The 24,046-nt window shown below is 61.3% G+C and carries 19 protein-coding genes; 10 read left to right on the top strand and 9 right to left on the bottom strand.

The window, feature by feature from the left end:
- Positions 1-62: 62 nt before the first annotated feature.
- The gene (gene nuoL, locus HZ994_17515) at positions 63-1,859 is read right to left on the bottom strand and encodes an NADH-quinone oxidoreductase subunit L (protein ID QTN34040.1); all 1,797 of its coding nucleotides are present in this window, start codon (positions 1,857-1,859) and stop codon (positions 63-65) included.
- Between the two features lie 233 nt (positions 1,860-2,092).
- Here nuoL and HZ994_17520 point away from each other — a divergent pair, with 233 nt between their 5' ends.
- Both HZ994_17520 and HZ994_17525 read left to right on the top strand, forming a co-directional pair.
- Entirely contained in the window at positions 2,093-3,259 is a 1,167-nt protein-coding gene (locus tag HZ994_17520; protein ID QTN34041.1) for a pyridoxal phosphate-dependent aminotransferase, read from the top strand.
- A gap of 290 nt (positions 3,260-3,549) precedes the next feature.
- Entirely contained in the window at positions 3,550-4,368 is an 819-nt protein-coding gene (locus tag HZ994_17525; GenBank protein QTN34042.1) for a hypothetical protein, read from the top strand.
- 34 nt (positions 4,369-4,402) lie between these two features.
- Here the strand turns inward: HZ994_17525 and HZ994_17530 are convergent, their stop codons facing one another.
- The 3 genes from HZ994_17530 to ribH form a co-directional block, all read right to left on the bottom strand.
- Positions 4,403-6,694, bottom strand: coding sequence for a c-type cytochrome (locus HZ994_17530; GenBank protein QTN34043.1), 2,292 nt, complete (start codon positions 6,692-6,694; stop codon positions 4,403-4,405).
- A 94-nt stretch (positions 6,695-6,788) separates the two neighbouring features.
- Positions 6,789-7,679 (bottom strand): transcription antitermination factor NusB, encoded by an 891-nt coding sequence (gene nusB, locus HZ994_17535; protein ID QTN34044.1) that lies wholly within the window; start codon positions 7,677-7,679, stop codon positions 6,789-6,791.
- 5 nt (positions 7,680-7,684) lie between these two features.
- Positions 7,685-8,191, bottom strand: coding sequence for a 6,7-dimethyl-8-ribityllumazine synthase (gene ribH / locus HZ994_17540; GenBank protein QTN34045.1), 507 nt, complete (start codon positions 8,189-8,191; stop codon positions 7,685-7,687).
- A gap of 170 nt (positions 8,192-8,361) precedes the next feature.
- Here ribH and HZ994_17545 point away from each other — a divergent pair, with 170 nt between their 5' ends.
- From HZ994_17545 to HZ994_17560, 4 genes are all read left to right on the top strand, one after another.
- Complete coding sequence (locus tag HZ994_17545) at positions 8,362-8,790, top strand: hypothetical protein (protein ID QTN34046.1); 429 nt, start codon at positions 8,362-8,364, stop codon at positions 8,788-8,790.
- A gap of 123 nt (positions 8,791-8,913) precedes the next feature.
- The gene (locus HZ994_17550) at positions 8,914-9,687 is read left to right on the top strand and encodes an SDR family oxidoreductase (GenBank protein ID QTN34435.1); all 774 of its coding nucleotides are present in this window, start codon (positions 8,914-8,916) and stop codon (positions 9,685-9,687) included.
- 61 nt (positions 9,688-9,748) lie between these two features.
- Positions 9,749-10,417, top strand: a complete 669-nt coding sequence (locus tag HZ994_17555; GenBank protein QTN34047.1) for an N-acetylmuramoyl-L-alanine amidase — start codon at positions 9,749-9,751, stop codon at positions 10,415-10,417.
- 41 nt (positions 10,418-10,458) lie between these two features.
- Positions 10,459-10,791: a YkgJ family cysteine cluster protein gene (locus tag HZ994_17560; GenBank protein QTN34436.1), complete on the top strand. Its 333-nt coding sequence runs from the start codon at positions 10,459-10,461 to the stop codon at positions 10,789-10,791.
- 43 nt (positions 10,792-10,834) lie between these two features.
- Here HZ994_17560 and smc read toward each other — a convergent pair whose 3' ends face one another.
- Positions 10,835-14,572, bottom strand: a complete 3,738-nt coding sequence (gene smc, locus HZ994_17565; GenBank protein QTN34048.1) for a chromosome segregation protein SMC — start codon at positions 14,570-14,572, stop codon at positions 10,835-10,837.
- A gap of 253 nt (positions 14,573-14,825) precedes the next feature.
- Between smc and HZ994_17570 the strand changes: the two genes are divergently transcribed.
- Both HZ994_17570 and HZ994_17575 read left to right on the top strand, forming a co-directional pair.
- Positions 14,826-17,306, top strand: coding sequence for a tetratricopeptide repeat protein (locus HZ994_17570; protein ID QTN34049.1), 2,481 nt, complete (start codon positions 14,826-14,828; stop codon positions 17,304-17,306).
- A complete protein-coding gene (locus tag HZ994_17575) occupies positions 17,303-17,908 on the top strand; it encodes a hypothetical protein (GenBank protein QTN34050.1) in 606 nt (201 codons plus the stop codon). The genes HZ994_17570 and HZ994_17575 overlap by 4 nt, the downstream gene beginning before the upstream one ends.
- Before the next feature lie 34 nt (positions 17,909-17,942).
- On the opposite strand, the gene HZ994_17580 is transcribed toward HZ994_17575, so the two are convergent.
- From HZ994_17580 to galE, 4 genes are all read right to left on the bottom strand, one after another.
- Positions 17,943-18,875: a prepilin-type N-terminal cleavage/methylation domain-containing protein gene (locus HZ994_17580; GenBank protein ID QTN34051.1), complete on the bottom strand. Its 933-nt coding sequence runs from the start codon at positions 18,873-18,875 to the stop codon at positions 17,943-17,945.
- A gap of 19 nt (positions 18,876-18,894) precedes the next feature.
- Positions 18,895-19,620: a hypothetical protein gene (locus tag HZ994_17585; GenBank protein ID QTN34052.1), complete on the bottom strand. Its 726-nt coding sequence runs from the start codon at positions 19,618-19,620 to the stop codon at positions 18,895-18,897.
- Between the two features lie 6 nt (positions 19,621-19,626).
- A complete protein-coding gene (locus tag HZ994_17590; protein ID QTN34053.1) occupies positions 19,627-20,319 on the bottom strand; it encodes a prepilin-type N-terminal cleavage/methylation domain-containing protein in 693 nt (230 codons plus the stop codon).
- A 123-nt stretch (positions 20,320-20,442) separates the two neighbouring features.
- Positions 20,443-21,447, bottom strand: coding sequence for a UDP-glucose 4-epimerase GalE (gene galE, locus HZ994_17595; protein QTN34054.1), 1,005 nt, complete (start codon positions 21,445-21,447; stop codon positions 20,443-20,445).
- Positions 21,448-21,701: 254 nt separating this feature from the next.
- Between galE and HZ994_17600 the strand changes: the two genes are divergently transcribed.
- Both HZ994_17600 and HZ994_17605 read left to right on the top strand, forming a co-directional pair.
- Entirely contained in the window at positions 21,702-22,688 is a 987-nt protein-coding gene (locus HZ994_17600; protein ID QTN34055.1) for a trypsin-like peptidase domain-containing protein, read from the top strand.
- Positions 22,685-23,914, top strand: coding sequence for a PDZ domain-containing protein (locus HZ994_17605; protein QTN34056.1), 1,230 nt, complete (start codon positions 22,685-22,687; stop codon positions 23,912-23,914). Before HZ994_17600 ends, HZ994_17605 begins: the two co-directional genes overlap by 4 nt.
- The last annotated feature ends 132 nt before the right edge of the window (positions 23,915-24,046 follow it).

The raw sequence follows: 24,046 nt of genomic DNA on the forward strand, positions 1-24,046 counted from the left end.
GCCGGATAGGGAAAAAGGAAATAGCTAGGTATGTGCAGGCGCCCGGAGAGACACCTCTCTAGCTACTTGTAAAACACCGTGAAATAAATGAGCAGCAGCACACCGATGCCGAAGCTGAAGGCGTAGGCCTGTAGGTTGCCGGACTGGGCTTTGCGGAAAAAATTGCCGGTGGATTCCGCGAGGCGCGAGAGGCCGCCGACGAGTAGGCTGCTGACCAGTAGCTCGTCGATGAAATGGACGATGGCCGCGAAGCCGTCCTGCAGGTATTTCACGATGCCTTTCTCGTAGATCGCATCGAGGTAGAAGCGGTTCCGGAACAGCGGGATGGAAAGCGGGTCTTTCGTTTTGCCCTTGTAGAGGACGAATCCTGCGGCGAGGCCAAGAACCAGCGAGGCGATGGAGGCGCCCAAAATCACGTAGTGGCCTTCTACATGATGGCCACCGTGATCCGGGCGGTATGCGTTGAGGGCGTTAGAGAGTAGCGGGAATCCCGAGAAAATAGCCATGCCAGCGAGGGCGATGAGTGGGATGAACATCAGCGGGCCGACCTCGTGGGCGTGATCCGCGTTTTCCGAACGGGTCTTGCCGAGGAAGGTGATGACGAAGGCGCGGGTCATGTAGAAGGTGGTGAGGAAAGCGACCAGGACTGCGATGGCGAAGAGCGCCTTGTTGCCGTTGTATGCGGCGGCGAGGATCTCCTCTTTGGACCAGAAGCCGGAGGTGACGTATGGGAGGGCGATGAGTGCCGCGGTGCCGATCGCGAAGGTGATCGCGGTGACGGGCATTTTTTTCAGCAGGCCGCCCATTTTCCAGATGTCCTGCTCGTGGTGGCAGGCATGGATGATCGCTCCGGCGCCGAGGAAGAGGAGCGCCTTGAACCATGCGTGGGTGAAGAGATGGAACATGCCCGCCTCCCCGACAAGCAGGCCGACGGCCATGACCATGTAGCCGAGCTGGGAGAGGGTGGAGTAGGCGAGGATCTTCTTGATGTCGTCCTGTTGCGTGGCCATCAGCGCGGCCGCCAGAGAGGTGATGCCGCCGACCCATGCGATGGTTGTGCCGGAGAAACCGTCAAACGAACCGGGTGGCAGGGAGATCTGGACGCGGAAGAGCATGTAGACACCCGCCGCAACCATCGTGGCGGCGTGGATGAGGGCGGAGACGGGGGTGGGGCCTTCCATCGCATCCGGCAGCCAGACGTGGAGGGGAAGCTGGGCGGATTTCCCGACCGCGCCGCAGAAGACGCAAAGCAGCGCCGCGCCGAGGACACCGGCGGAGACGGTGATCGGGGCGGACATTTCCGCGAAAGTCAGGGTGCCGGTGATGCCCCAGAGCATGAGGATGCCGATCATGAAGCCGAAGTCTCCGATGCGGTTGGTGAGGAAGGCCTTTTTCGCGGCGTCCGCGGCGGAGTCCTTCTGATACCAATGTCCGATGAGCAGGTAGGAGCTTAGGCCGACCAGCTCCCAGAAAATAAAGGTCATGATGAAATTCGAAGCCAGTACGATGCCGGTCATCGAGAACATGAACAGGGCGAGTCCGGTGAAGTAGCGGGCCTTCGCGGAATCGTCCTTCATGTAGGCGAGCGAGAACACATGCACTAGCAGGCCGACGCCGGTGACGACGATCATCATGCCGGTGGAGAGCTTGTCCAGGGTGATGCCGATATCGATCTGGAAGGAGCCGACGGTGGCCCACGGGAAGGAGAAATCGCCGGTCTTGCCGAGGCAGAGGATGGCGATGGTGAACGTTGCGGCGGCGGATGCGGTGGAGACCCAGTGGGCGATGCCGATTTTCCGGAGGAAAAGCTGGTTCGCGGCGGCGGCGAGGAGAGGCAGGATGAGGAGAAGCCAGGGCATGGTCGTGTGCGGGGGAAGATGGGGGAGGGGATGCCGGTTATCCAAGCATGAAATTCGCATCGGGATCGCCTTTTGGCGGCTGAGGCCTTTCCCTGCGGCGGAGGGTGAGATTTCGGGAGCATTTGTCTTGCCAGTGCCGGTGGCAGGCTCCACAACGTGCGCGCCCGTTCCGCTGGTGCATCATCCCTTGTTGCGCCAGTCGCAGCGCGCGCAATCCCAATCAAAGCGCAACCATGCACAGCATCTCATCACGTATCGAAAAGGTCTCGCCCTCACTTACCCTTGCCGTCACCGCACAGACCAAGGCCATGATCGCCCAGGGCGAGGAAGTCTATGCACTCGCAGGCGGCGAACCGGAGGTTGACACCCCGCAGTTCATCAAGGATGCGGCTGTGAAGGCTCTCATGGAGGGACGCACGAAATACACCCCTTCCGGCGGCATCCCCGAGCTACGCCAGGCGCTTTCCAAGAAATTGAAGGATGACAACGGTATCGACTACCCGGCCAGCCAGATTTGCGTCACGTCCGGTGCGAAAATGGCCTGCTTCAACGCCATCCTAGCCATCGTGGAGGAAGGCGACGAGGTGATCATCCCGACCCCTTACTGGGTTTCCTACCCGGAAATGGTCAAACTCGCCGGCGGTGTGCCTGTCCTCGTTGAGACCAAGGAATCCACCGGCTGGAAAATGACCCCGGCGCAGTTCGAGGGGGCCATGACCCCGGCGACCAAGATGGTGATCATCAACTCCCCCGGCAATCCAACCGGTGCCGTTTACTCAAGGGAGGAGCTGCTCGCCCTCGGTGAGATCGCCCTTGAAGAGGATATCATCATCCTTTCCGATGAGATTTACGAAAAACTTGTTTACGGAGAGACGGAGCATGTTTCCATCGCCTCTCTCAGCGAGGATCTCTACAACCTGACCATCACCGTCAACGGCTTCTCCAAGGCCTATTCGATGACAGGCTGGCGCCTCGGCTACACGGCTGCGCCGAAAGCCATCGCGGATGCCATCGACAAGATCCAGAACCACTCGGTTTCCAATGCGACCACTTTCGCCCAATACGGGGCGCTCGCAGCCCTGGAGGGCGACCAGTCATTCATCGAGGACCTGCGCGGCGAGTATGATGTGAAGCGCCAGTTCGTATTCTCCCGCCTCAGCGCGATCAACAACATCCGCGTGGTCGAGCCGAAGGGTGCGTTCTACTTCTTCATCTACACCGGCCAGACAGGCCTGAAGTCGATGAACCTCTGCGACAAGCTCCTCTCCCGCTACAAGGTTGCGGCCGTCCCCGGCATCGCCTTCGGCTACGACGAGGGCATCCGCATCAGCTACTGCACCACGCTAGACGTCCTCAACGAAGGTCTCTCGCGCCTGGAGCAGTTCTTCCGCGAGCACTGAAGCGGCATGCCATTCACGGAAGAAGGCGCACGGGAGTTATCCCTGCGCCTTTTTTCATCTCCCCGGCGGGGTTTCTGTCTCGGGGGAAATGAAGATATGCCAACCTCGGATATCAGGGGTTCTGATTCGGTGAGGGCGAGCCAAGGGCCTGATTTCTTCCGTCTCCCTCCGTGGAATCCGTTGTGATTCGCGCATTCTCCTCAGTCTGAGCCTTGTGGATGAAACCTGTATTACGAACGGGGGATTTCATTTGACATCTTCGTGATATTTGGATTTCATGATAATCAGTCATGTCAAATCAGGATTTGGAAAAACTGTTCGAGGCCGCGCTTCACGAAAAACAGGCACCCAGCCGTTTCGGCACTCCCGAGGAGCTCAGGAAATCAGTTCCGGCCGCATTCAGCCGCCCGGCCCCAGGCAGTGAGGCGCAGGGAGACGCGTCAGCGATCCGGGCAGCGCCGAGCGCGTTTCAGGCGGCGCCACCTGTTGGTCAGGCCGCGCCTTCCGTTTTCCGGGCAGCAGCGCCGACTCCCTCGGCATTCCAGGCGGCGCAGTCCGTCCCGATCCGAGATTCGAATGCGGAGGCCTCTCTGGACGTCTCGATCAACGCCGAACTCGCCGCCATCATGGATGCGAAGGTCTTGAGGGAAAAACGCCGCCGCCGCCGTGGTTTCGTTTTCACGCTGTTGTTCTTCCTGGGTGTGACGGGTGGCGCGACAGGCTGGGTTGTCATCAATCCGGAACGCTACCAGGCGCTGAAGGCGGTGATCGCAGAGATCAAGTCCGTCGGTGACATCCAGGGAATGGTCGCGAAATACCAGCAATCCCTGGATAAGATCGCGGTGCGCGGCACGCAGATCGATGCGGCAACCACCGCCATGGGGATAGATCCGAGTACGGTGGATGAGCATGAGGATCCCGGATTCGACAAGGAGATGCAGGAGATGATGGGCAAGGAAGGTGGCAAGACCACGGCTGCCCGCGACAAGCTGCTGCGCGAGAAATTCAAGGACGTCCAGGAATCGGGAAGCCTGGTTCCCAAAAAGGATTCCGAGAAGACGAAGGACAAGCAAAGCGAAACCAAGGACAAGGCGAAGGTGGCTGAGTGAGGCCGGCCTTTGCGCCATCCCGGCGCGGCCCCTCTTACTTCAAGTCCTGTTCGGTGTAAGGGCGGCCTGAGCGTCCGGCGGTTTCCTTGCGGAGCTTTTTGATGAGATCCGGGGAGACGGGGGCGGCCTTGTTCGACCATTCGTTGCGCGTGTAAGTCATGATGTCGGCGATCTTTTGGTCGGTGAACATCGGGTTGGCGGAAAGGGCGGGCATCTCGGCGGGGGTTTCGTATTTCACGCCATTCACATGGACAGGGCCTGTCATGCCGTGAAGGAGGAGCTTGGCGAAAACCTCCTCCTTGCCCGTGACCCATTCCGAGCCGTCGAGGGGCGGGCCGAGGTTGGGCATTCCCGCACCATCCGGTGCGTGGCAGCCGAAGCAGGCGGCCTCGCCGTGGAAGAGCGCCTTGCCGCGCTCGAAGGAAGCCAGCTGGGCTCCCTTGAGCTTGGGGCCGGTGGGGCCTTTCTTTTTCGCGGACTGCTCGATCCAGCCGGAGAGCTGCTTGTCGGTGAGCTTGGCGCCGAGGGCGGCCTTGAACGAAGCTTCATGCCCGGCGAGTCCGGAGAAGGCGGCGCCTTTCACCAATGGGTTTTTCGAGCCGTTGACGAGTTCGTTGATTTTCGCGAAAGCGGCCGGCGTGGCGAGTGGGCCTAGCGCGCGGGTGAGATAGACGGATTGTTCCTCGGACTCGGGAGAAAATGCGAGTAGCGCCGGACTGGCGGCGGCGAGTTCGGAGGCCGGGAGTTTCGAGGCGGCCCAGAGTGCGGAAACGATCACCTTGGGATCCTGCGCATTGATCGCCATGGTGACATGGGCTGCGCTCAATTTGCCAAGGCCTTCGAGCACCCACAGCGCATGGATTTTGGCGAGGGGCTGGTTGCTGCCGGTGATTGTCCGCTCCAGGAGCGAATCGACGGAGGTGTCCTTGCGGTCGACGAGGACGCGCTGCGCCATGTCGCGGTGCCAGCCGTTGGGATGGGCGAGGAATTTCACGAGTTCGGCGGAGGGGAGGGATTCCATGTCCGGCACGGGCTCCACCTTCCCGCCCTTGGCGGTGATGCGGAAGATGCGTCCGTGGCCGGTGCCGGGGCCGTCGAGGCCGAGGTCGGTGTAGTATTTCCGCAGGTAGCTGGTGACGTAGGTCTTGTGCTGGATGATACCGTGATACATGTCGAGCACGTGGACTGAGCCGTCCGGCGCGTTATAGATGTTCACGGGGCGGAAGCGCTCGTCGGTGGAGGCGAGCCATTCGCTGTCCTTGTAGGTGTGGGAGCCGCTGAGCTGGGTGCCGGATTCGGCGATGTCCATGGCCTTGATGAGGTTGATCGAGGGTTCGGTGATCAGGCCTTTGCCGACCCATTCCGAGGGGAAATTGGTGCCCCGGTAGATGGTCATTCCGGCGGCGGCGGTGCAGGAGAGCAGTTTGTGGGTTTCCGGATCGAGGGTGTTGGAATCGTAGCCGTTGGACTTCTGGATGTAGGCGCGGTTGAGGCCGGGGGTGACGCGGATGGGGAAGGGTTTGTTGGAACCGATCCTGCCGGTGCTGGAGACCCGTGTGTTCACCGAGCGGTTGCCCTCAAGCACGTTGGGGGCGATGAAATCGCCCATCAGGAACTGGGAGTTGTTGTTGTGGTAGATGCGGCCTTGGTTGTCGAAGGCCACACCCCATTGGCCGCGGAAGAGGGTCGGTTCGGAGACGAATTTGCCGTCGGTGCGGCGGATGCGGATGGCGGATTTGGCGTTGTAGAGCCAGTTGTCGAGGCCGCGGACGAGGCCGTTGGCGCGGTGCTCGACATTGCCGCCCTCGATATAGCCTTTGACGGCGACTTCCGCTTTTCCGATGGGCTTCAAGCCATCCCGTTTGATGAAATACAGGTCTTCCTGGGTGGCGTAGAGGAGGCCGTCGGGATACACGGCGACGGCGCGGGGCAGGAGGAGTTTGTCCAGGAACACGGTGCGCCTGTCGGCCTGGCCGTCCTTGTCGGTGTCTTCGAGGATGACGATGCGACCCATGGGTGTGTCTTCCTCGGTGCCGTCGATATCTGTCATGTAGCCTATCATTTCGCAGATCCAGAGGCGGCCTGCGGGATCGTAGTCGAGGGCGACGGGCTTCTCGGTCATCGGCTCGGTGGCGAAGGGCTTGATTTCGAAGCCGGGTGCGATGACGAAGGATTTCATCGCGTCATCCGGTGAGAGCACGGGCGCGGGCGGGACGAGATTTGCTGGAACGACGGGTTCCATGTTGTCGTGGCCCTTGCGGTTACCCTGTTGGGCGGGAAGCGGGGCGGCCAGGGCTAGGAGGAGGGCTAGGGGCTTTAATTTCATGCAGGCGAAAAATATGGGCAAATGGGCGCTTGGTCGAATGGAAATATGGGGAGGGCGGAACGCCCTTTTCACGGCCTGCGGCGGGAGGCCACAGCTACGCGGTGCGACTTTTGGCGATCTTGTCGAGCAGGCCGTTGACAAAGCGGCCTGAATCGGTGGTGCCGAAGCGTTTCGCCAGCTCGACGGCTTCGTTGATGATGGCTCCGGGCGGGGTGCCGGTGTGGAGTATCTCGTGGGTGCCGAGGCGGAGGATGGCACGATCCACGGGATCGATGCGCTCCGGAGAGTAGTTTTCCACGATCGAGGCGATGGTGCCGTCGATGCTTTCCTTGGCGGCGAGGATTTCATCGACCAAGGAGTCGGTTCGGGAGCGGAGATCGGCGATCTCCGCCTTGGTCTGGCGGAGTTTCGCCATGTCCGCCTGCTCGGGGAACTTTTCCGGTTCCTCAACCATGCGGAGCCGGTCCGAAATTCTCTGGAGGCGGCGTATGGGAGCGGAAACCGGCTCAAGCTGGGCTTTCAGGGATGGGAAATCCCCGGCGCTTTTGAGGAATTGCCCGCGATGGAAGGCGAGGTCGCGGTCGGTTTTGAAAAATGCCTCAAGGGCATCTCCGAACTCGTCGGCGACGGCGGAATCCTCCCTGTCCCTTGGGATTTTCCCGAGCTTGGAGAAAGCGAGGCTCCATGTGGACTCGAGTGCCAGCAGGCGGTTGAGTGAAATTCTCAGGTCTTCCGCCTGCGGGAGTGCGGAGAGGTGGGCGAGGGCGGTCTTGGATCGCTCAACGAACTCGGTGAGCCTGTCCCCACGGCCAGCGGCTAGGTGATGGACAGTGCGGAAGGTTGCGACCTGAAGGTTCCTGCGGTCAGTTTCCGTGAGGAACTCCCAGAAAGGCTCCCTCAGGCCGGATGGGTCGGCTCCGCCTTCCAGGTCGGAGCAATAAAGGAACTGGACGGCGGCTTCCCGGATTTGCCTGCGGCTCGGCATACTATTCACTTGCCCTTTCGTTTGTCTTCCTTCGGCATCGTCTTCGCGATCTCCGCGAACACATCGACAATTCCGGCGGCAGCGCGCGCGGCCTCGCGTCCGCGGTTCTTGGAGGAGGAGTTGCAGCGGGCGTGTGCCTGTTTCTCATCGTCCACGAGGAGCACTTCGTGGATGACCGGGACGATTTTCCCGATGGCCAGGGACTGCAGGGAATCGGTGACGGAGGCGGCGACGAGATCGGCATGGCCGGTATCGCCGCGGATGATGACGCCAAGGGCGATGACGCAGTGGATTTGCTCGCGATCCATGACGGCTGCGACCGCGACAGGGATCTCGAAGGCTCCGGGGACGCGGATCAGGTCGATGCGTGACATCGGGATGAGGTCGCCGAGTTCCTCGATGCAGTTCTCGACGAGGGAGTCGGTGAATTTCTCGTTGTATTTGGAGGCAACGATGCAGATACGGACCTTGTGGCCGATGATGCGGGGCTTGGGCTGCAACGCGGTTGACATGTGATGGCTATGGGGGGCGAGGACGGAAATGTCAACTGGCGCGGAGAATTTTCCCATGCAGGGCAGGACGATCTCCGGGTTTGCTCTTTACGCGGGGCTCCGTGCGGCTAAACAGGTGCCCCGCGCACCGATTTGGCCGCGACATCCAAACCAACCACCACATCCAAGACATGGACATACAAATTGCAACGCTTTGCGACTTCGCCGCCGACTACAACGGCAAGCTGGTCATCACCGGAACCTTCGACACCCTCGCCGCCCGTGCCCTGCCGGTGGTCCACCCATCGTGCGCGCTGGCGCTGCGGTTCTGCTTCACGCAGGAAGACGTCGGCAAGCACAAGCTCTCCATCAACATCATCGACGAGGACGGTGAGCCGCTCGATCCGAACAACATGCCCATTGAGCCGGAGTTCGAGGTGCAGCTGCCGAAAGGCGCGCCCTTTCTGACCCGCAACATCGTCATGAACCTCCAAGGCCTGCGCTTCAACAAGGATGGCATCTACTCGATCGACCTCGGCTGCGACGGCGAGCTGCTCATGCGCGTGCCGCTGCGTGTGTTGAAAGTGAATGCTGACGGCTCTGCGGCGCAGGCGAACTGATTGCCGCGTCCCCACCGACGCCGTCCCATGGAAATGGGCGGCGTCTTTTTTTGGTAATGGCCGCTTGCACGCGGGCTCCGGCGCGTTTCATGTGGGCTTATGGAAATGCACTACAACTGCGCGATGATCACCGGAGCCTCTTCCGGACTGGGGGAGGAGTTCGCATGGCAACTTGCGGGCGGGGTGGGCAGGCTGGTGCTCGTCGCGCGGCGTGTGCAACGTCTGGAGGCGATTGCCGCGGAGCTGCGTGATGCGTTCCCCGGCACGGCGGTGATGGTGCTTTCCGCCGATCTCTCGGATGCCGGGGAAAGGGCTGCGGCAATCGGAACGGCATCCGCCGCAGGCTTCGCGCCGGATCTCCTGGTGAACAACGCCGGTCTCGGGGACTATGGTGAATTCGCAACCGCGGAATGGCGAGCCTTGGAGTCGATGCTGGATGTGAACATCACCGCGCTCACCCACCTGAGCCACCTCGCCCTGCCGGAGATGATACGGCGCGGCGGTGGGGCGATCCTCAACGTTTCCTCCCTGGCAAGCACCCTGCCTATCCCGGACTTCGCCGTCTATGCCGCCACCAAGGCATACGTCAGCAGTTTTTCCGAGGCTCTCAGGATCGAGCTCGCGGAGCACGGCGTGAAAGTGCTCTCGCTCTGCCCCGGGCCTGTGAAAACGGAATTCGGCGAGGTCGCAAGGCGCGGGGGCAGTGCCGGTGACATACCGACCAGCCCCTATTTCTATGTGGCCAAGGAGCAGGTGGTGCGCGAGGCGCTGGCCGGGCTGGCGCGTGGCAAGGCCAGGGTGCTGCCCGGCCTCCAGGTCGCCGCGGCCGGACTACTCATCGGTGCCCTGCCGCTCTTCGCCCTTCGTGTGATCATGTCCCTTCGCCCGAGGCGCTGAGGGTTTGGCTTCACAATGCGCCGCGAAGGGCTACGCTGTCCGGGTGATTCCGCGCCTTTGCATGCCCCTCGTCCCGGTTGTCCTGTTAGCCCTGGCAGCCTGCGCACCTGTCGGCCCGCCGTCGGGGATTGCGACGCGGACGGAGGGGAAAGTCCCCGTTTCAGCCTTGTTGCGCGAGGTGCGGCTCAAGGTGGACTTGGTTCCGAAAGGCACGCACGGGCGCAAGGTGGTGAGGCCGATGACGCCCCGCTACATCACCATCCACAGCACCCAGAATTTCACGGCGGATGCCGAGAAGCATTCGCTGGCACTGAAGCGGGGCGCCCTGCGTGCGCCGAAACGCCGGGGAGGCAACCGCATCGGCTATCTCATCTGGCATTTCACGGTCGATCAGGGAAGGGCGATCCAGCACCTGCCCACCTCCGAGCAGGGCGAGCACGCTGATTTCGACGGGCCTGGAAACCGGTATTCGATCGGCATCGAGATGTGCGAGGAACGCGGGTCGAGCATCGCCGCGACCGTGGAGCGGACGGCGAAGCTGACCGCCGTGCTGATGAAGAAACACGGGATACCGGTCAGCAGAGTGGTTCCCCACTACCACTGGCCGCGCCGGGGTGCCAAGCCGCCCAACAAGGACTGCCCGCACTTCCTGCTGGATAATGGCAGGCCGGGGAGGAAGTGGAGGGTGTTCCAGGAAAAGGTGAATTTTTATTACCGGAGGCTGGAGTGATAGGCGCAAATCACGGTAGTCCGGGAAACGATCTGACGGTGCTGGAGCCGGGCTTGCATTATGTCTGCCAGCGGTGCAACGCCTGCTGCAAGTGGCCGGGCGATGTGCGGCTCGCGGAGCGTGAGATCGCCCCCATTGCCGCGCATCTCGGGATGGCGGAGGAGGATTTCATCGCACGCTACACCCGCCTGCGAACCAACCGGCAGGGGCTTTCGCTCATCGAGAAGGATAACCATGAGTGCATCATGCTGGAGGGTTCCGGCTGCCGCATCCATGCCGTGAAGCCTTCCCAGTGCGCCGGTTTCCCCAACAAATGGAACTTTCCCGGGTGGCGCGAGATCTGTGAGGCCATCCCAATCCCGGCCAGACCCTGAAAACCGGAAATGCGATACGATGTGAGGCGACCTTGGATCGCCCCTACGCATCCAGCCTGAGGGCGGCTTTCTGGGCGGCGGATTTTGCTTCGGTTTTCTGATCCTCGTTGGAGGCGGTGAGGCGCATGCCGACGGGTTTCGAGACGCCGAATTCCTCCATGGTCACACCATACATCACGTCGGCACGGGCCATGGTGCGCTTGGAGTGGGTGACGATGATGAACTGGGAGCGGTCGATGAAGCGGTCGAGCACCTTGACGAAGCGGTTGATGTTCGATTCGTCGAGGGGGGCGTCGAGCTCGTCGAGGACGCAGAAGGGCGAGGGCTTGATCATGTAGATCGAGAACAGCAGGGCGACGGCGGTCATCGAGCGTTCCCCACCGGAGAGCAGGGTGATGGACTGGAGTTTCTTGCCGGGTGGTTTGGCGATGACCTCGATCCCGGATTCCAGCGGGTCGTTCTCGTCGATGAGTGTGAGGTCGGCCTGGCCTTTCTCGCCGAAGAGTTCCTTGAACATGTCGCGGAAGTTGATGCGCACCTGGGCGAAGGTTTCCGAGAAACGGCGCTGGGTTTCCTCGTTGATGCGCTCGATGACGGCCAGCAGCTCGGTCTTGGAGGCGACGAGGTCGTCGTGCTGGTTGCGGAGGAAATTATGGCGTTCCTCAAGCTCGTCGTATTCCTCGATGGCATCGACATTGACCGGCCCCATGGATTCGATCTTGCGCTTGAGGTCGTGGACGAGGGACTCGACGTGGGACCAGTTGGGCTCGCCCGGGGTGTCCTGGATCTCTTCGTGCAAGACGGTCTGGGGCGGGCAGTCCGGGGACAGCCCGTCCTCGATGTCGCCGGAGTCGTTTTTGGCTTTCCGGGAGCTGAGCGTGGCGAGGAGGAGGTGGGCGTCCGGCTCGAAGGTGGCGAGGGTGATCTGGTGGCGGTCTTCGGTGGCGGCGAGAAGGTTTTCGAGCCGCAGGTCGAGTTTGGTGGCGGCGATCTCCTCGCGGCCTTTCTGCTCGTTGGTGGCGGCGAGTTCGCTGCGCAGCTTCGAGAGCAGCACTTCCGCATCCTCGATGGCCTTGATGAGTTCGGAGCGTCCCTGGGCTTTCTCGGATAGCGCCTGCTGGAGGTCTTCGGCTTCGATCTTGGAATCCTCGGACTGGGCGATGAGCGCGAGGTTTTCATCGGCGGCCGACTTGATGCGGGTGGTGAAATTTTCGATCTCCGCCTCGCGGCGGATGGCGAGCTCGCGAAGCTCGGAGAGGCGAGCCTCCATGGGGCGCTGCTGTTCCTCGGCGGCCTGCTTCGCGCGTTTTTCGACGGCGAGGTTGGTGCGGAGTTCGTTGAGTGCGGCGGTGAGATCCTGCTCGGCGGCGATGGACGAATCGAGCTGCGACTGTAGGGAACGGGTCCCGTCCTCGATGGCGGCGAGGCGCTCGCGGGAGGCGGCGAGTTCGGATTCCAGGGACTGGCGGGAATCGGCGGCAGCGGTCTCACGCTTGTCGAGCTCGGAGCGTTCCCATCGGACGTTCTCGATGCGGGTGTTGAAGTTTTCGACTTCCTTGGAGGCGAGCGAAAGCTGGCCCTGGAGGGTGGATAGCTCGACCTTCTGTCTCTGGAGGCGCTCGCGGGAGACTTCGACGGCCTCGCGGTGTGCCTCGAGGTTTTTCTCAAGTGTGGCGACGAGGGCGCGAGCTTCCTCGTCGGATACCTGTAGGGATTCGACTTCCTTTTCGAGGGAGCGGATTTCGTTTTGCCTTTCGAGAAGTGAGGTGGGAGCGCCGGATGCGGCTCCGCCCTGGATGGTGCCCTCGGGCGAGAGCGTTTCACCGGCGAGGGTTGCGAAGGTGAGCTCCGGGTAGCCGGAGCGCAGGCTGAGGGCGGTCTTGAGATCCGGGACGATAAGGGTTTTCTCCAACAGCTGCTCGATGATGGCGGCGACCTGCGGTTCGGATTTCACCTTGTCGAGCGCCCATGCGGTGGCGCCGGCGGGAAGGGTCTCGATCTGGGTGCCGGATGGTTTCGGGATGAGGTTTTTCGGGAGGATGGCGGCTTGGCCGAGTTTCTTTTCCGTCAGGCGGGCGATGAGGGTTTCAGCGACGGCGGAATCGGAGACGAGAACGGTTTGGAGTTTTGCGCCGAGGGCGGCCTCGATGGCCCGTGCGGCGGAATCATCTGCTTGGATAAAGGTGGCGAGAACGCCTTCGATGGAGGGCTGGAATTCTGCGGGAGAGTCGAGTCCTTTGAGGAGACTCTGGGTGCCCTTCGCGAAGCCCTCGCCGGATGCGACGAGCTGTTTCACTGCATCGAGACGGGCGGAACGCTGGGCGAGGATTTTGTTAGATTCGGTGGCGGCGTTGCGGGCGGAATCGAGATCTCCGCGGGTGTGTTGGTGGCTGCGCTCGGCGGCTTGGAAGGCTTCCTCCAGATCGGTGAGCTTGTTGCCCGTTTCCATGACGAGGGAGGAGATTTCCGACTGCCGGGAGATGTGCTCCTCGACCCCGAGGTTCAGGCGCTGCTCCTCCTCGGCGAGCTGCCTGGCGCGATCGCGGTTGCCTTCGAGCTGAGCGAGGGAGGACTCGATCTTGGCCTGCATCGAGGCGATGAGTGTCTGGGCCTTGTTCGCCTCGGCGCGGGAGGAGCGCAGGGAGGCCTCGAGGTTGGCGCGGGTCTCGCGGGCCGTCAGGGTTTGCTCTTCCTGTTTCTGGAGCTCGAGCTCTTGCTCGGCGATGCGGCGGTTGAGCTGGTCGAGGGATTCGTTGGCGGCGGTGAAATCGAATTCCTGCTGGGCGAGCTTTTCGCGGGTGGCGGAAATGTCGGAATGGTTCTGGGAGATCCGGCCTTCGAGTTCGGCCTTGCGCTCGTTGTTGAAGGCGATGCGCGCCTGGGCGGAGGCGAGGGCGTTCTGGTGGGTGTTGAGCTGCTGGCGGAGCTCGGCGAGCTCGGACTCGAAGAGGCGGGCGGCGGAACGGGCTTCGGAAACGGCCTCTTCCTTTTCCGGCAGCTGGCGCTCGAGGTGTGAGTCCTGCGCGTCGAGGGAGCGGATCGAGTTGGTGAGCTCCGCGCGCTCGGCGGTGATCTCCACATAGCGCTTGTGGGCGAGGTGGGTGTCGAGGATGCGGTGGTCGGTGGAGAGGGATTGGAAACGGCGGGCTTTTGCGACCTGGCGTTTCAGCGAGTTCATTCGGCGCTCCTGCTCGGCGAGGACGTCGGAGACGCGGAGCAGGTTCGCCTCGGTGTATTCGAGTTTGCGCAGCGCGTCCTTTTTCTCGCGCTTGAACTTCGTGATGCCGGCCGCTTCCTCGAAGACCGCGCGGCGCTCCTCGGGTTTCGAGGAAAGGATCTGGTCGATCTGGCCTTGCGCCATGATGGAGTACGCGGTGCGGCCGATGCCGGTGTCCATGAAGAGGTCGTGGAAATCGCGGAGGCGGCAGAGGGTGCCGTTGAGCCGGTATTCGGAGCGGCCGTCCCGGAACACGCGGCGTGTGATGGCCACCTCATTGAAATCGACTTTCAGGGAATCCTCGCAATCCGCCATGGTCAGGGTGACCTCCGCCATGCCGAGCGGCTTGCGTTTCTCCGTGCCGTTGAAAATGACATCCGCCATCTCCCCGCCGCGCAGGGCCTTTGCGGAGGTCTCGCCGAGCACCCAGCGGATCGCATCGACGACATTGGATTTCCCGCAGCCATTCGGGCCGACGATGCCGGTGACGCCTTCGGCGAACTCGAACACGGTCTTGTCTGCGAATGATTTGAAGCCTTGGATTTCGAGGGTCTTGAGGTACATGTTTTTGGGAAACCAGAATTTGGGAACCAGAGGCCGGAACAGGGCTTTGGTTGCTGGCAAGCCTACGTTTTATTCCTGCGCAAACAAGAAGGGAATGAGCTGAAATACAATATATGGTGGTTAAATCATTGTGAATATCCCATATGAAGTGTTTTTGGGTATTTCGGAAAACCTAATGAAAATGCCGGATGACAGGCGCGAAAGGGAAAATGACGCTTGCGAAACGGGGGCTGAATGATACTTCTAAGCGCTGATGTTCAAGGGATACGCGCCAACCCAAGCGCCCAATGTATGGGCGGCTGTTCTCTGGATTTCCGGGCTTTTGCTCGCCGGAAGTATGGCGCAGGCTCCCGAAAACCCTCAGTTTGACCCATCGGATGTCTATTTCCAGGCATACCTTGAGGCAAGGGCTGGCGAGCAACTGGAGAAGGATGGTGATTTTATGGCCGCCCTGAAAAAGTACGAGCAGGCGGGCAAGCTTTTCGATTCCGTAGGGCGTTTCTATCCGGATTGGAAAAGCGGGATGGTGCAAAACCGCCGGGAACTTACGGCCAAGGCGGTGGAGGTGGTGCGTGGCAAGGCGGGCGAGCAGATCCGGGAGCGCCAGGGTGTCATTGCGGAGCTCGAGGGCGGCGCGAAGGTCGGCGCTGCGCCGAATGGGAATCCAATTCCCGAGGTGCAGGTTGCGGGCAAACAACCGAGGCCACGGGAGGGCGGATTGGCTGCCAATCCAGTGGAAGCCTTGCAGGACCGTCGTCTCAGGGATGCCGAGGCGGAGGCGGCTAGGCTGAGGAAAATGATCGCCGAAGCCGATGCCCGAAGCACCGAGGCGATGCGGAACGCCACGCGTGTGGATGATTTGAAAAAGCAGAACGAGCTGCTTGCCCAGAAATTGAGGGAGGCGGACTCGAAGGTGGAGCAGATGAGGCAGGATGCCGCAGCCCAAAGGCGTCAGGAAGAACTGAACAGGGGGGTGCTTGAGGTCGATCCCTTGCTGGCGCGGCGACTCAAGGATGCTGAGGCGGAGATGGAGCGCCTTAGAAAAATGATCGCCGAAGGGAATGCCAGCAGCAATGCGGCGATGCGCAACGCCACGCGGGTGGATGACCTCAACAAGCAGAACGATCTTTTGGCGCGCAAGCTCAAGGCTGCGGAAGCCGATGCCCGCTCGTTGCGCGCCGAGATGGCCGCCGCGCCGGTGAAGAGTGAGATGGATGCCCTGAACAACCAGATCGAGCGTCTTGAGCAGGAACGCGAGGCGATGGGCATGGCATTGCGGACAAGCAGGGGAGACCACACGGAGGCGCTTTCCAAGATCGCAATACTCAATGCGGACATGGATATCCTGAAAAAGCAGGCAACGGAGCTCCGCCAGGCGCAGGCGAACATGCAGCGCGACCTGGAGAAGGAGCGGAAGGTGGCGAACGATGTGGTCGCCGGCCAGCGCAGGCAGATGGAAGCCCTTGAAAAAGCCCTGGAAGAAAAATCGTCCGAGCTGGAGAATGCGCGCGGTGAGATTGCAGCTCTTCACGAGCAGCTTGAGGAAAGCCGCGAGGCCTTCGCCGCACTTCGGGATGAGCGCGACGGATTACTCCAGGAGCGCGACCAGATGGCGGCCCTGCTCAAGCAGGACGATGCCGGTCGCACCGTCCAGCTCATCGAGCAGAACATGGGGCTCGTGAAACTGCTGCGCGAGGCGAACGAAAAGGTCGAGCGTCTCAACCGCGATAACAACGCAGCCAAGGACGATGTGGTCGATGCACTGCGTGACCTTGCTATTGCGAAAAGCCAGATCAACCGGCTGCATCAGGACAAGCGCGAGCAGGACAAGCGGATCAGTGATCTGATGGCCAAGCTCCGCAACGAGGAGACCGCGCTGGCAAGCGGACAGGTGGATGCCGATCCCGTGGAGGTGGAGATGCTGCGTGAGGTGATACGCCGCCAGCTGCGGGTGCAGGAGCGCCGCAGGCAGGCGAAGGAACTTCTGGTCGAGGCTGCGAAGGATCTCGGCAAACAGGATGGCAAGATCAACGAGGCGGTGGATCTCCTGGACGGTGCCGAGCTTGTCCTTACACCGGAAGAACAGAGGCTGGTGGCTGACCAGCAGGTGGACGGCGAGTTCATCTCCCCCTTCGCCCGCGACCGTGCCACCGTGAACAGGGCAACCGGCGAACTCAACCGGGAGCTTGAAAGCTACGACCGCGCGGCCACCAAGGCATACCTCGCAGGCCGCCTGCTGCCGACGCGCGAACTCTTCGAGCTGATGGTGGAGCAGCATCCCGGCCATGTGCCCGCACTCTGCAAGCTCGGTGTCGTACAGATGAAATTGGAGCAGCCCATCGAGGCGGCTGAGTCCTTCCAGAAGGCCATTGAGCTGGATGGCAACAATTCCTACGCGAACCGCATGCTCGGATACGCCATGATGAAAACCGGCGATCTTCCGTCCGCCCAGCAGCACCTGAGGCGGGCCGTGGATCTCGCCCCCGACGATGCGAAGGCATACCTGCTGCTTGGCACGGTATCCTTCCGCCTCGGCGACACCAAAGATGCGGAATCGAATTTCAAGGCGGCGATCAGCGCCGATCCGGTGCCGAGCGAACCGTATTTCAATCTCGCCGTCATCCACGCGAAGGCCGGCAATGGCAAGGAAGGGTTGGATTGCTACAACAAGGCGCTGGAGCGCGGTGCGGTGCCTGACCAGGCGTTGTTCGAGAAACTGGGAGGCAAACCATGATGTTCTCGAAGGAACCTGATTGGGTGGGGAGGGGGCTTGTTCTCGGGCTTTGCATCCTCACCGGTGCTTGTGCCGAGATGGGGGAGGATTCCGCTAAACCTGCCGTGGCCGAGCACAAGGGCCTCCAGGAAAGGCTCACGGAGGGCGGCGGATACATACAGGATGCAAACGGCCAGTGGGTGCCGAGATCCGACAAACGGAGCCAGTACGACAGCAAGGGAGAATCCCCGTATTTCAAGGGGAAACTTGAGAAGGAAAGCTACAAGACCGGGGATTACGCGAAGAAAACCTGGTGGGGCGGCAAGGACTACCAGACCAAGGGGTATGAAGGGAATACCGATGCCTCGCGCTTCCAGACCAAGGCGCGGCAGGATGGGATGACGGCCAGGGACAGCGGCAAAGGGGCTCGGGAATCCGGCATTTTCAAGACCAATACCCTCGATGGCAAGAGCGCCCGGGAGACCGGCGCTTCCGCGGTGAGCCGTCCGGCGGACGCCGAAACAGAATTTAGGAGAGGGGTGTTCCAGGCGCCGTCAGTGATCGGCTGGAGGGAGCAGCGCTCGATGAGCATGGAGCGCTCCAAGGGGATCTTGGGAAGGTGATCCTCCTCGCCCACCCTCGTTTGCTGCAACGCCATCAGCCCCCAGGGACTTGGACGAGCTTCGAATACTCGTAGGAGTTTTGGGCGATGAACTTGGCTTTCGCATCGTCATTCGCGAACGAACGCCTGCGGAGCTGCTGAAGCCCGAAATCGGTGAGCACCGTCATGGAAATCTCCACGGAAGAGAGCTGGGATCCCTTGATCTGATCCAGTGAGGCGCCGTTGATCGCCGAATCGGTGACGATCCCGGCTCCAGTGATGGAAAGCTTCCTGGACGCGTTTGTCCCCTGTCCGACCGGAATGCGGACCGTCCTTATCGTTGCCGGATTGGTGGTGGAATCGGTGATCCTGATGTGGAAGGTGACGGTGAACTGATAGACATTCTCGCAGATGAAGTTTTCCTTTGCGGTCACCGCGTTGGCGCCGCCGCCGGTGAAATCGACTTTGCCTTCGAGCGTGGCCTGGCCGAGGTTTTTTTCGAAGGTCTCCTTGGGATCGACCAGTTTCCGGTAAAGCACGAATGTCTTGTACTCATCGGTTCCGGAGGAATCGATGGGATCCTTGTAAGCGAGCTGGTAACCGATGGTCGAGACATCCCCGCCCTTGTCATCCGCAGTGCCGATCTTGCCGTTGTAGCGGTCGGTTGCCGCGGAGAAGAAAATCAGGTCGGTTGCATTGGGGCTGCCGTTGCCCTTGGGCCCGTCGGTGGATGGGTTGGACTTTGCATAAAGCCATTCGAAGGCGTTGCCCTTGCGGACCACGAGGGACTCGAAGTCGCGGGCGATCGTGTCGATCATGGCCTTGCCCTGGCGTGCGGCGCGTACTTCGGAGCGGCTGCGGTTCCATGTGTCGAGCGACATGGAGGTGACGGAAACGAGGATGGTGATGATCACCGTGGTGATCGCCATCGCAACGAGAAGTTCGATGAGCGTGAATCCGTTCGCTGGGTTCTTGGTGCGGGTCTTCATGGGAAATCTCGGTTTGGATTCAGCGGCGGATCGCCAGGTTGCGGGTGAAGACAGGCTTTGTGACGGAGTCGAAGCGGGTCTTGAATGCGGCTCCGGTCAGGTAGCCGATGGATTTTGTTGGGACGCTGTGGAACTCGGCGGAAAAGGGGATCACCGCGTCCCTGAAATCGGCGGCTGTGGCCGCCGTGGCAGGGCTGCTTCCGGTCGGGTTTGCTATCGTGCCCTTGGTGCCAAGCACCATCTGGTTTCCGCTGAAGACCAGTTGTGTCGGTTTCACGAAGAAAATGGCGCCTTCCATGGCCTTGAGATCCTCCCTGAATTCCGCATCGTCCGCACGGCGAGCCATGGATTGCACGATGTAGTCTGTTCCGGGTTGGCCGGTTATCACAATCTTTGGTTTCGGGGTTCCGTCGGGCCGGATGGCGCTTGGATCCCCGCGGTATTGGTAAACGAAGATCGCGTTGGCTGCGACGTTGCCTTCCTTAAGCCAGGTGAAACCTTTCTCGAAGCCCGTTTTTGCAGCGGCGGGTGTCTGACCGCTGCGCAGGGTGACAAGTTCGCGCTCCAGGGTGGTGGTGAGCCGATCCGCCTGCTGGGAGCTTATGGAGCGGCGTATGCCCTGGGCGGCGGGGGTGAAGACCGCGATGAAGCCGGTGAGAAGCACGGCGAGTACGCCGATGGCGATCACCGTCTCCATGAGGGTGAAGGCCGGCGTTCCGTTGGATGATGTCTGGGGTTTTTGCATTTAAGGTCAGAAGTTGAACGGTATGTCGCTTTTTGGGAGTCCGGTGATCTGCTCCGGGCTGCGGAAAGTGGATGTGCGCCCGTTGCGCCATACCACGAATCCTGCGAAGTCGCGCTTTGCCGATGGGGTGGTCTTCGGCTCCTGCCCCTTTGGGCGTACGCCGGCTCCGATCACGAAGCTTGAGCCGGGCTTGTCGAAGATGCCCTCGCCATTGAATTCATAGTAATAATATTTCCCGGCATAATCGGCCTTCGCTGTTGTCAGCGTGAATTCCGGGATTTTCCCGCCGGGCTCCAGTTCGGAGTATTGGTAGCTGAAATAGGTGCCGCTGGGCATGTCATAGCCCCGGCTGGCCAGGATCCAGCGATCCGGGACGACGGCTCCATTCGCATCGATTTCCTCATGGATGATGACCACGCGCTGGAGATATTTTTCCTTGGTGGGATCCGCCGCAAGCACCATCACGCGCGCTTTGCAGCGTTTCGAGACAGCGATGGTGCGGGCTTCCTCAAAGAGGGCTTCGCAGGAGGCGATGGCACTCGATGTGCCCTTGCCAGCGTTGATGTTGCCCAGTCCGATGGCTCCCGCACCCATTAGGATGGCGATGATTGCAATGACGGTCAGGACTTCCACGAGGGTGAATCCACTGCGGATTCCCGCTCGGAACGGAAAGGCGGCGTTTGTTGGGCTCTTGTTCATCGGGCTCTCGGATGGGTCTTGGGTTTCATGGCTAATGTGGCTTTTTGGGGCTGGTTCCGCAAGTATTAATGTCAATACATCGCAGATACCCCCATTCATTGTGATGCCGCAGGGGAAATCTCATCAGGAGGGGAAGCGCCCACCGCCAGGTCCACTCATCCAGGCCCATGCGGAGGCGACGATTTCCTGCACATCCTTGTGTTTTGCCGACCAACCCAGGGTTTGCAGCGCGAGCGAAGGGTCGGCAACAAGCTCGGGCGGATCCCCCTCGCGGCGCGCGCCGAAGATGACAGGAACTTTTTTGCCAGTGACCGCCTCGGCGGCGTCGATGATCTCCCTGACGGAAATGCCCTTGCCGGTGCCAAGGTTGCAGCGCACGGATGGTTTTCCTGAAATCAGGTGGTCTAGGGCCAGTCCGTGCGCCTCCGCGAGATCCTCGACGTGGATGTAATCGCGGATGCATGTGCCGTCCGGGGTTGGGTAATCCGTTCCGTAGACTTCCAGGGTTTCTATCTCGCCGGTGATGGCCATGAGCACGCGCGGGATGAGGTGGGTCTCGGGATCATGGTCTTCGCCGATCTTGCCGTCCGCAGAGCATCCGCTCGCATTGAAATAGCGCAGGCAGGCGGAACGCAGGCCCCATGCATGGTCGCAGTCCCGAAGGATGCGCTCGACCATAAGCTTGCTGTGGCCGTAGGGATTGATCGGGTTCTGCGGGTTGGACTCGTCGATGGGCACACGCTCCGGGGTGCCGTAGGTTGCGCAGGTGGAGGAAAAAACAAAGGCCTTGCAGCCGTGCCGCTGCATCGCCTGTAGCAGTACGATGGGCTCGGCGGTGTTGTTCCAGTAGTATTTCAAGGGATCTGTCACCGATTCCCCGACATAGGCGAAGGCGGCGAAGTGGACGACGGCGCAGAAGCGATGTGTCTCGAAAAGCGATTGCAGCAAGGCGCGATCCCCGACATCGCCTTTCACGAATTCCACGCCCGCATCCACGATGGCCTCGGGGTGGCCGTAGGCGAGGTTGTCGAGGACGACGATTTTCTTTCCGGAGGAGGCGAGGTGGCGTACGGTATGCGAGCCGATGTATCCGGCACCGCCGGTGATGAGGATGGGTTGGTCGGTCATTTGGCGCAGCCCAGAAAAGCTGGGAACCCAAGCAAGTGCAAGACCCGATGATGCCATTGCGCCTGGATTCATCGCCCAGCGATGAAACCTGGGCCGCGCGCCCGGCCTTGGTGCGGGATCATTGCCGACAGTTGCAATTGTGTCCCGGACACGGCTTAACCCATGCTTTTCCCCGGATTTCCAGATCACGCTCAGCGATTTCAGGATAACAAAAGGCTAGACGAATCGCGGATACAGTGTCGATTGGTTTGGTAATGAAAATTTCCGCAATTGTGATGACCGCCGCCCTATTGGCCGCGACGCTCCACGCAAGGGAGCCCGCCGCTTCCGTGGCAGATCTCCGCAACCTCGAATCCATGGTTGCCCAAGTGGCGGCAAAGGCCATGCCCGCAACAGTGGCGCTGGTATCCGAGAAATCCGGTTCCTCGGGATCCGGCGTCATCGTTTCCCCGGACGGGCTCATCCTTACCGCCGCCCACGTGATCCAGGGCATGGGCGAGGTGGACGTGTATTTCCCCGACGGCAAAAAATGGCTGGGGAAGGTGCTCGGTGCGAACTATTCCAAGGACATCGGCATGGTCAAAATGACCGATCCCGGCCCGTGGCCTTTCGTCTTGATCGGCGAGTCCAAGCCACTGGAAGCCGGCGATTGGGTGGTTGCCCTCGGACACTCCGCAGGCTTCGACCCGGCCCGCACCCCGCCGGTCCGCTTCGGGCGCGTGATGTCCGACGGCCCGGGGAACTTTTTCACAACCGACTGCACGCTCATCGGCGGCGATTCCGGCGGGCCGCTCTTCGGCATCGACGGGAAACTCGTCGGGATCAACTCCTCGATCGGGGTTTCCTGGAAAAACAACAACCATGCCGGGGTTGACGGTTTCCGCGAGGATTGGGACAGGCTGACCGAAGGCCAGACATGGGGTATCCTGCAGATGAACCCGCTTGCCAATCCAGAGACCCCTGTGCTCGGCATAGGCATGGCCATGCAGCGCGGCCGCGATGTCGGAGTTTCGATCCAGAAGGTGGAGCCGAATTCGCCCGCCGCTGCCGCCGGTGTCAGGGTGGGTGATATGATCCGATCCGTCGATGGTGAATTGGTCCGCGAGGGCGCGGATCTCCAGCAGGTGCTGGTGAAACGCGAGGTCGGCGACAAGGTCAAGCTCGGCATCCTGCGGGGAGAGGAATCGCTGGAAATCGAGGTCGAGCTGGTAAAACGGGAGGAACTTTACAAGGTAAGATGAACATCACCCATACCATACGCTGCTGCGCCCTTTTGGCCGGCCTCGCAACAATGGCCTCCGCACAGCGCGGCAACGAAGAGGTGCCGCTGATGCGGTCCGACGAGAAGAAGACCGTGGATGGCCAGACGGATGCCTTCAACAAGGCGCTGGAATCCGTGGTCAGGGACGCAGCGGAATCGACTGTCCTCATTTGGGGAAGGGCGAACAACCCGCTTGAACTCGCCTACGGCACGGTCATCGGGGACGGCACACAGGTTCTCACGAAATGGAGCCAGATCATGCCCTATGCGGATACCCTTTACCTCCAGGGAGGCAATGGCCAGGAGGCGAAGGCGGAGGTGGCCGGGATCTATACGGAGGAGGATCTCGCCTTGCTGACGGTCAGGGGAGCTGCCTTCACCCCCGCGAAGTTCTACGAAGCGCCCCTCACCCTGGGCCGTTTCCTCGCGGCCTCCCGCCCTTCCGGAAAACCGGGCGCCTTCGGGGTTGTCGGAGTGTTGGAAAGGAATTTGCGCGAGACCGACCAGGCTCACCTGGGCATCCTGGCGGACCAGAAGTACAGAGGCGAGGGTGTCCGCATCGCCGACGTCCAGCCGGAATACGGTGCAGCCGCTGCCGGTATCCAGGCCGGGGATGTCATACTGAAAATCGGTGATCGCGCGATCTCCGGCTTGCAGGAGCTCAAAAATGCGATGAGCGGGAAACGTCCGGGAGATACGATCAAGATCTTGGTGGACTCCGCCGGCAAGGAGCGCAGCATTGATGTGCGTCTCTCGAACCGTCCGGTGCTAGGCCAGTTTTCCGGAGACCGCCTCAACCAGATGGAGCGCATGGGCGGGGAGCCGAACCGTGTGCGCAGCGGCTTTTCCCGTGTCGTCCAGTCCGACATGCAGATCGAGGCAAACCGCGTCGGCGGCCCCGTCGCGGATCTCGATGGGCGCATCGTCGGGATCACCATGGCGCGAGCGGATCGCACGCGCACCTACATCATGGGAAGCTCTGCGGTCATGGAAATGCTGAAGGGCAAAACCGATACCGTGGCCGAGGCGATGATCAAGATGGAGGAGGAGAGGCAACAGCTCGCCGAGCAGCGCCGCGCCATGATCCCGCAGCTCCGCGCCCAGGGCAAACCACGCGATGCACAGCGCATGCGCAGGCACCTCGGCGACATGGAGCGCCTCATCGAGCGGATGAACCGCGAGATGGAGGAGCTGGGCGAGAGGTGACCCTGCCCCAGGCATGGCCTCGCCATGCGGGAGGCCGAATCCGATCGGAGCGAAATCCAACAAATGCGGAGCTTTCCGACGGATAGGCTTGGCAAGGGCGGGCGGGATATGCGAGATAAGGACTGATAGCGA

This window comes from Akkermansiaceae bacterium, from assembly GCA_017798145.1.
Lineage (GTDB): Bacteria > Verrucomicrobiota > Verrucomicrobiia > Verrucomicrobiales > Akkermansiaceae > Luteolibacter.

Bases quoted from the DNA above. Each gene is read 5' to 3' on its own strand.
- nuoL (QTN34040.1), bottom strand. From the start codon at position 1,859: ATGCCCTGGCTTCTCCTCATCCTGCCTCTCCTCGCCGCCGCCGCGAAC.
- HZ994_17520 (QTN34041.1), top strand. From the start codon at position 2,093: ATGCACAGCATCTCATCACGTATCGAAAAGGTCTCGCCCTCACTTACC.
- HZ994_17525 (QTN34042.1), top strand. From the start codon at position 3,550: ATGTCAAATCAGGATTTGGAAAAACTGTTCGAGGCCGCGCTTCACGAA.
- HZ994_17530 (QTN34043.1), bottom strand. From the start codon at position 6,694: ATGAAATTAAAGCCCCTAGCCCTCCTCCTAGCCCTGGCCGCCCCGCTT.
- nusB (QTN34044.1), bottom strand. From the start codon at position 7,679: ATGCCGAGCCGCAGGCAAATCCGGGAAGCCGCCGTCCAGTTCCTTTAT.
- ribH (QTN34045.1), bottom strand. From the start codon at position 8,191: ATGTCAACCGCGTTGCAGCCCAAGCCCCGCATCATCGGCCACAAGGTC.
- HZ994_17545 (QTN34046.1), top strand. From the start codon at position 8,362: ATGGACATACAAATTGCAACGCTTTGCGACTTCGCCGCCGACTACAAC.
- HZ994_17550 (QTN34435.1), top strand. From the start codon at position 8,914: ATGATCACCGGAGCCTCTTCCGGACTGGGGGAGGAGTTCGCATGGCAA.
- HZ994_17555 (QTN34047.1), top strand. From the start codon at position 9,749: ATGCCCCTCGTCCCGGTTGTCCTGTTAGCCCTGGCAGCCTGCGCACCT.
- smc (QTN34048.1), bottom strand. From the start codon at position 14,572: ATGTACCTCAAGACCCTCGAAATCCAAGGCTTCAAATCATTCGCAGAC.
- HZ994_17570 (QTN34049.1), top strand. From the start codon at position 14,826: ATGTTCAAGGGATACGCGCCAACCCAAGCGCCCAATGTATGGGCGGCT.
- HZ994_17575 (QTN34050.1), top strand. From the start codon at position 17,303: ATGATGTTCTCGAAGGAACCTGATTGGGTGGGGAGGGGGCTTGTTCTC.
- HZ994_17580 (QTN34051.1), bottom strand. From the start codon at position 18,875: ATGAAGACCCGCACCAAGAACCCAGCGAACGGATTCACGCTCATCGAA.
- HZ994_17585 (QTN34052.1), bottom strand. From the start codon at position 19,620: ATGCAAAAACCCCAGACATCATCCAACGGAACGCCGGCCTTCACCCTC.
- HZ994_17590 (QTN34053.1), bottom strand. From the start codon at position 20,319: ATGAACAAGAGCCCAACAAACGCCGCCTTTCCGTTCCGAGCGGGAATC.
- galE (QTN34054.1), bottom strand. From the start codon at position 21,447: ATGACCGACCAACCCATCCTCATCACCGGCGGTGCCGGATACATCGGC.
- HZ994_17600 (QTN34055.1), top strand. From the start codon at position 21,702: ATGAAAATTTCCGCAATTGTGATGACCGCCGCCCTATTGGCCGCGACG.
- HZ994_17605 (QTN34056.1), top strand. From the start codon at position 22,685: ATGAACATCACCCATACCATACGCTGCTGCGCCCTTTTGGCCGGCCTC.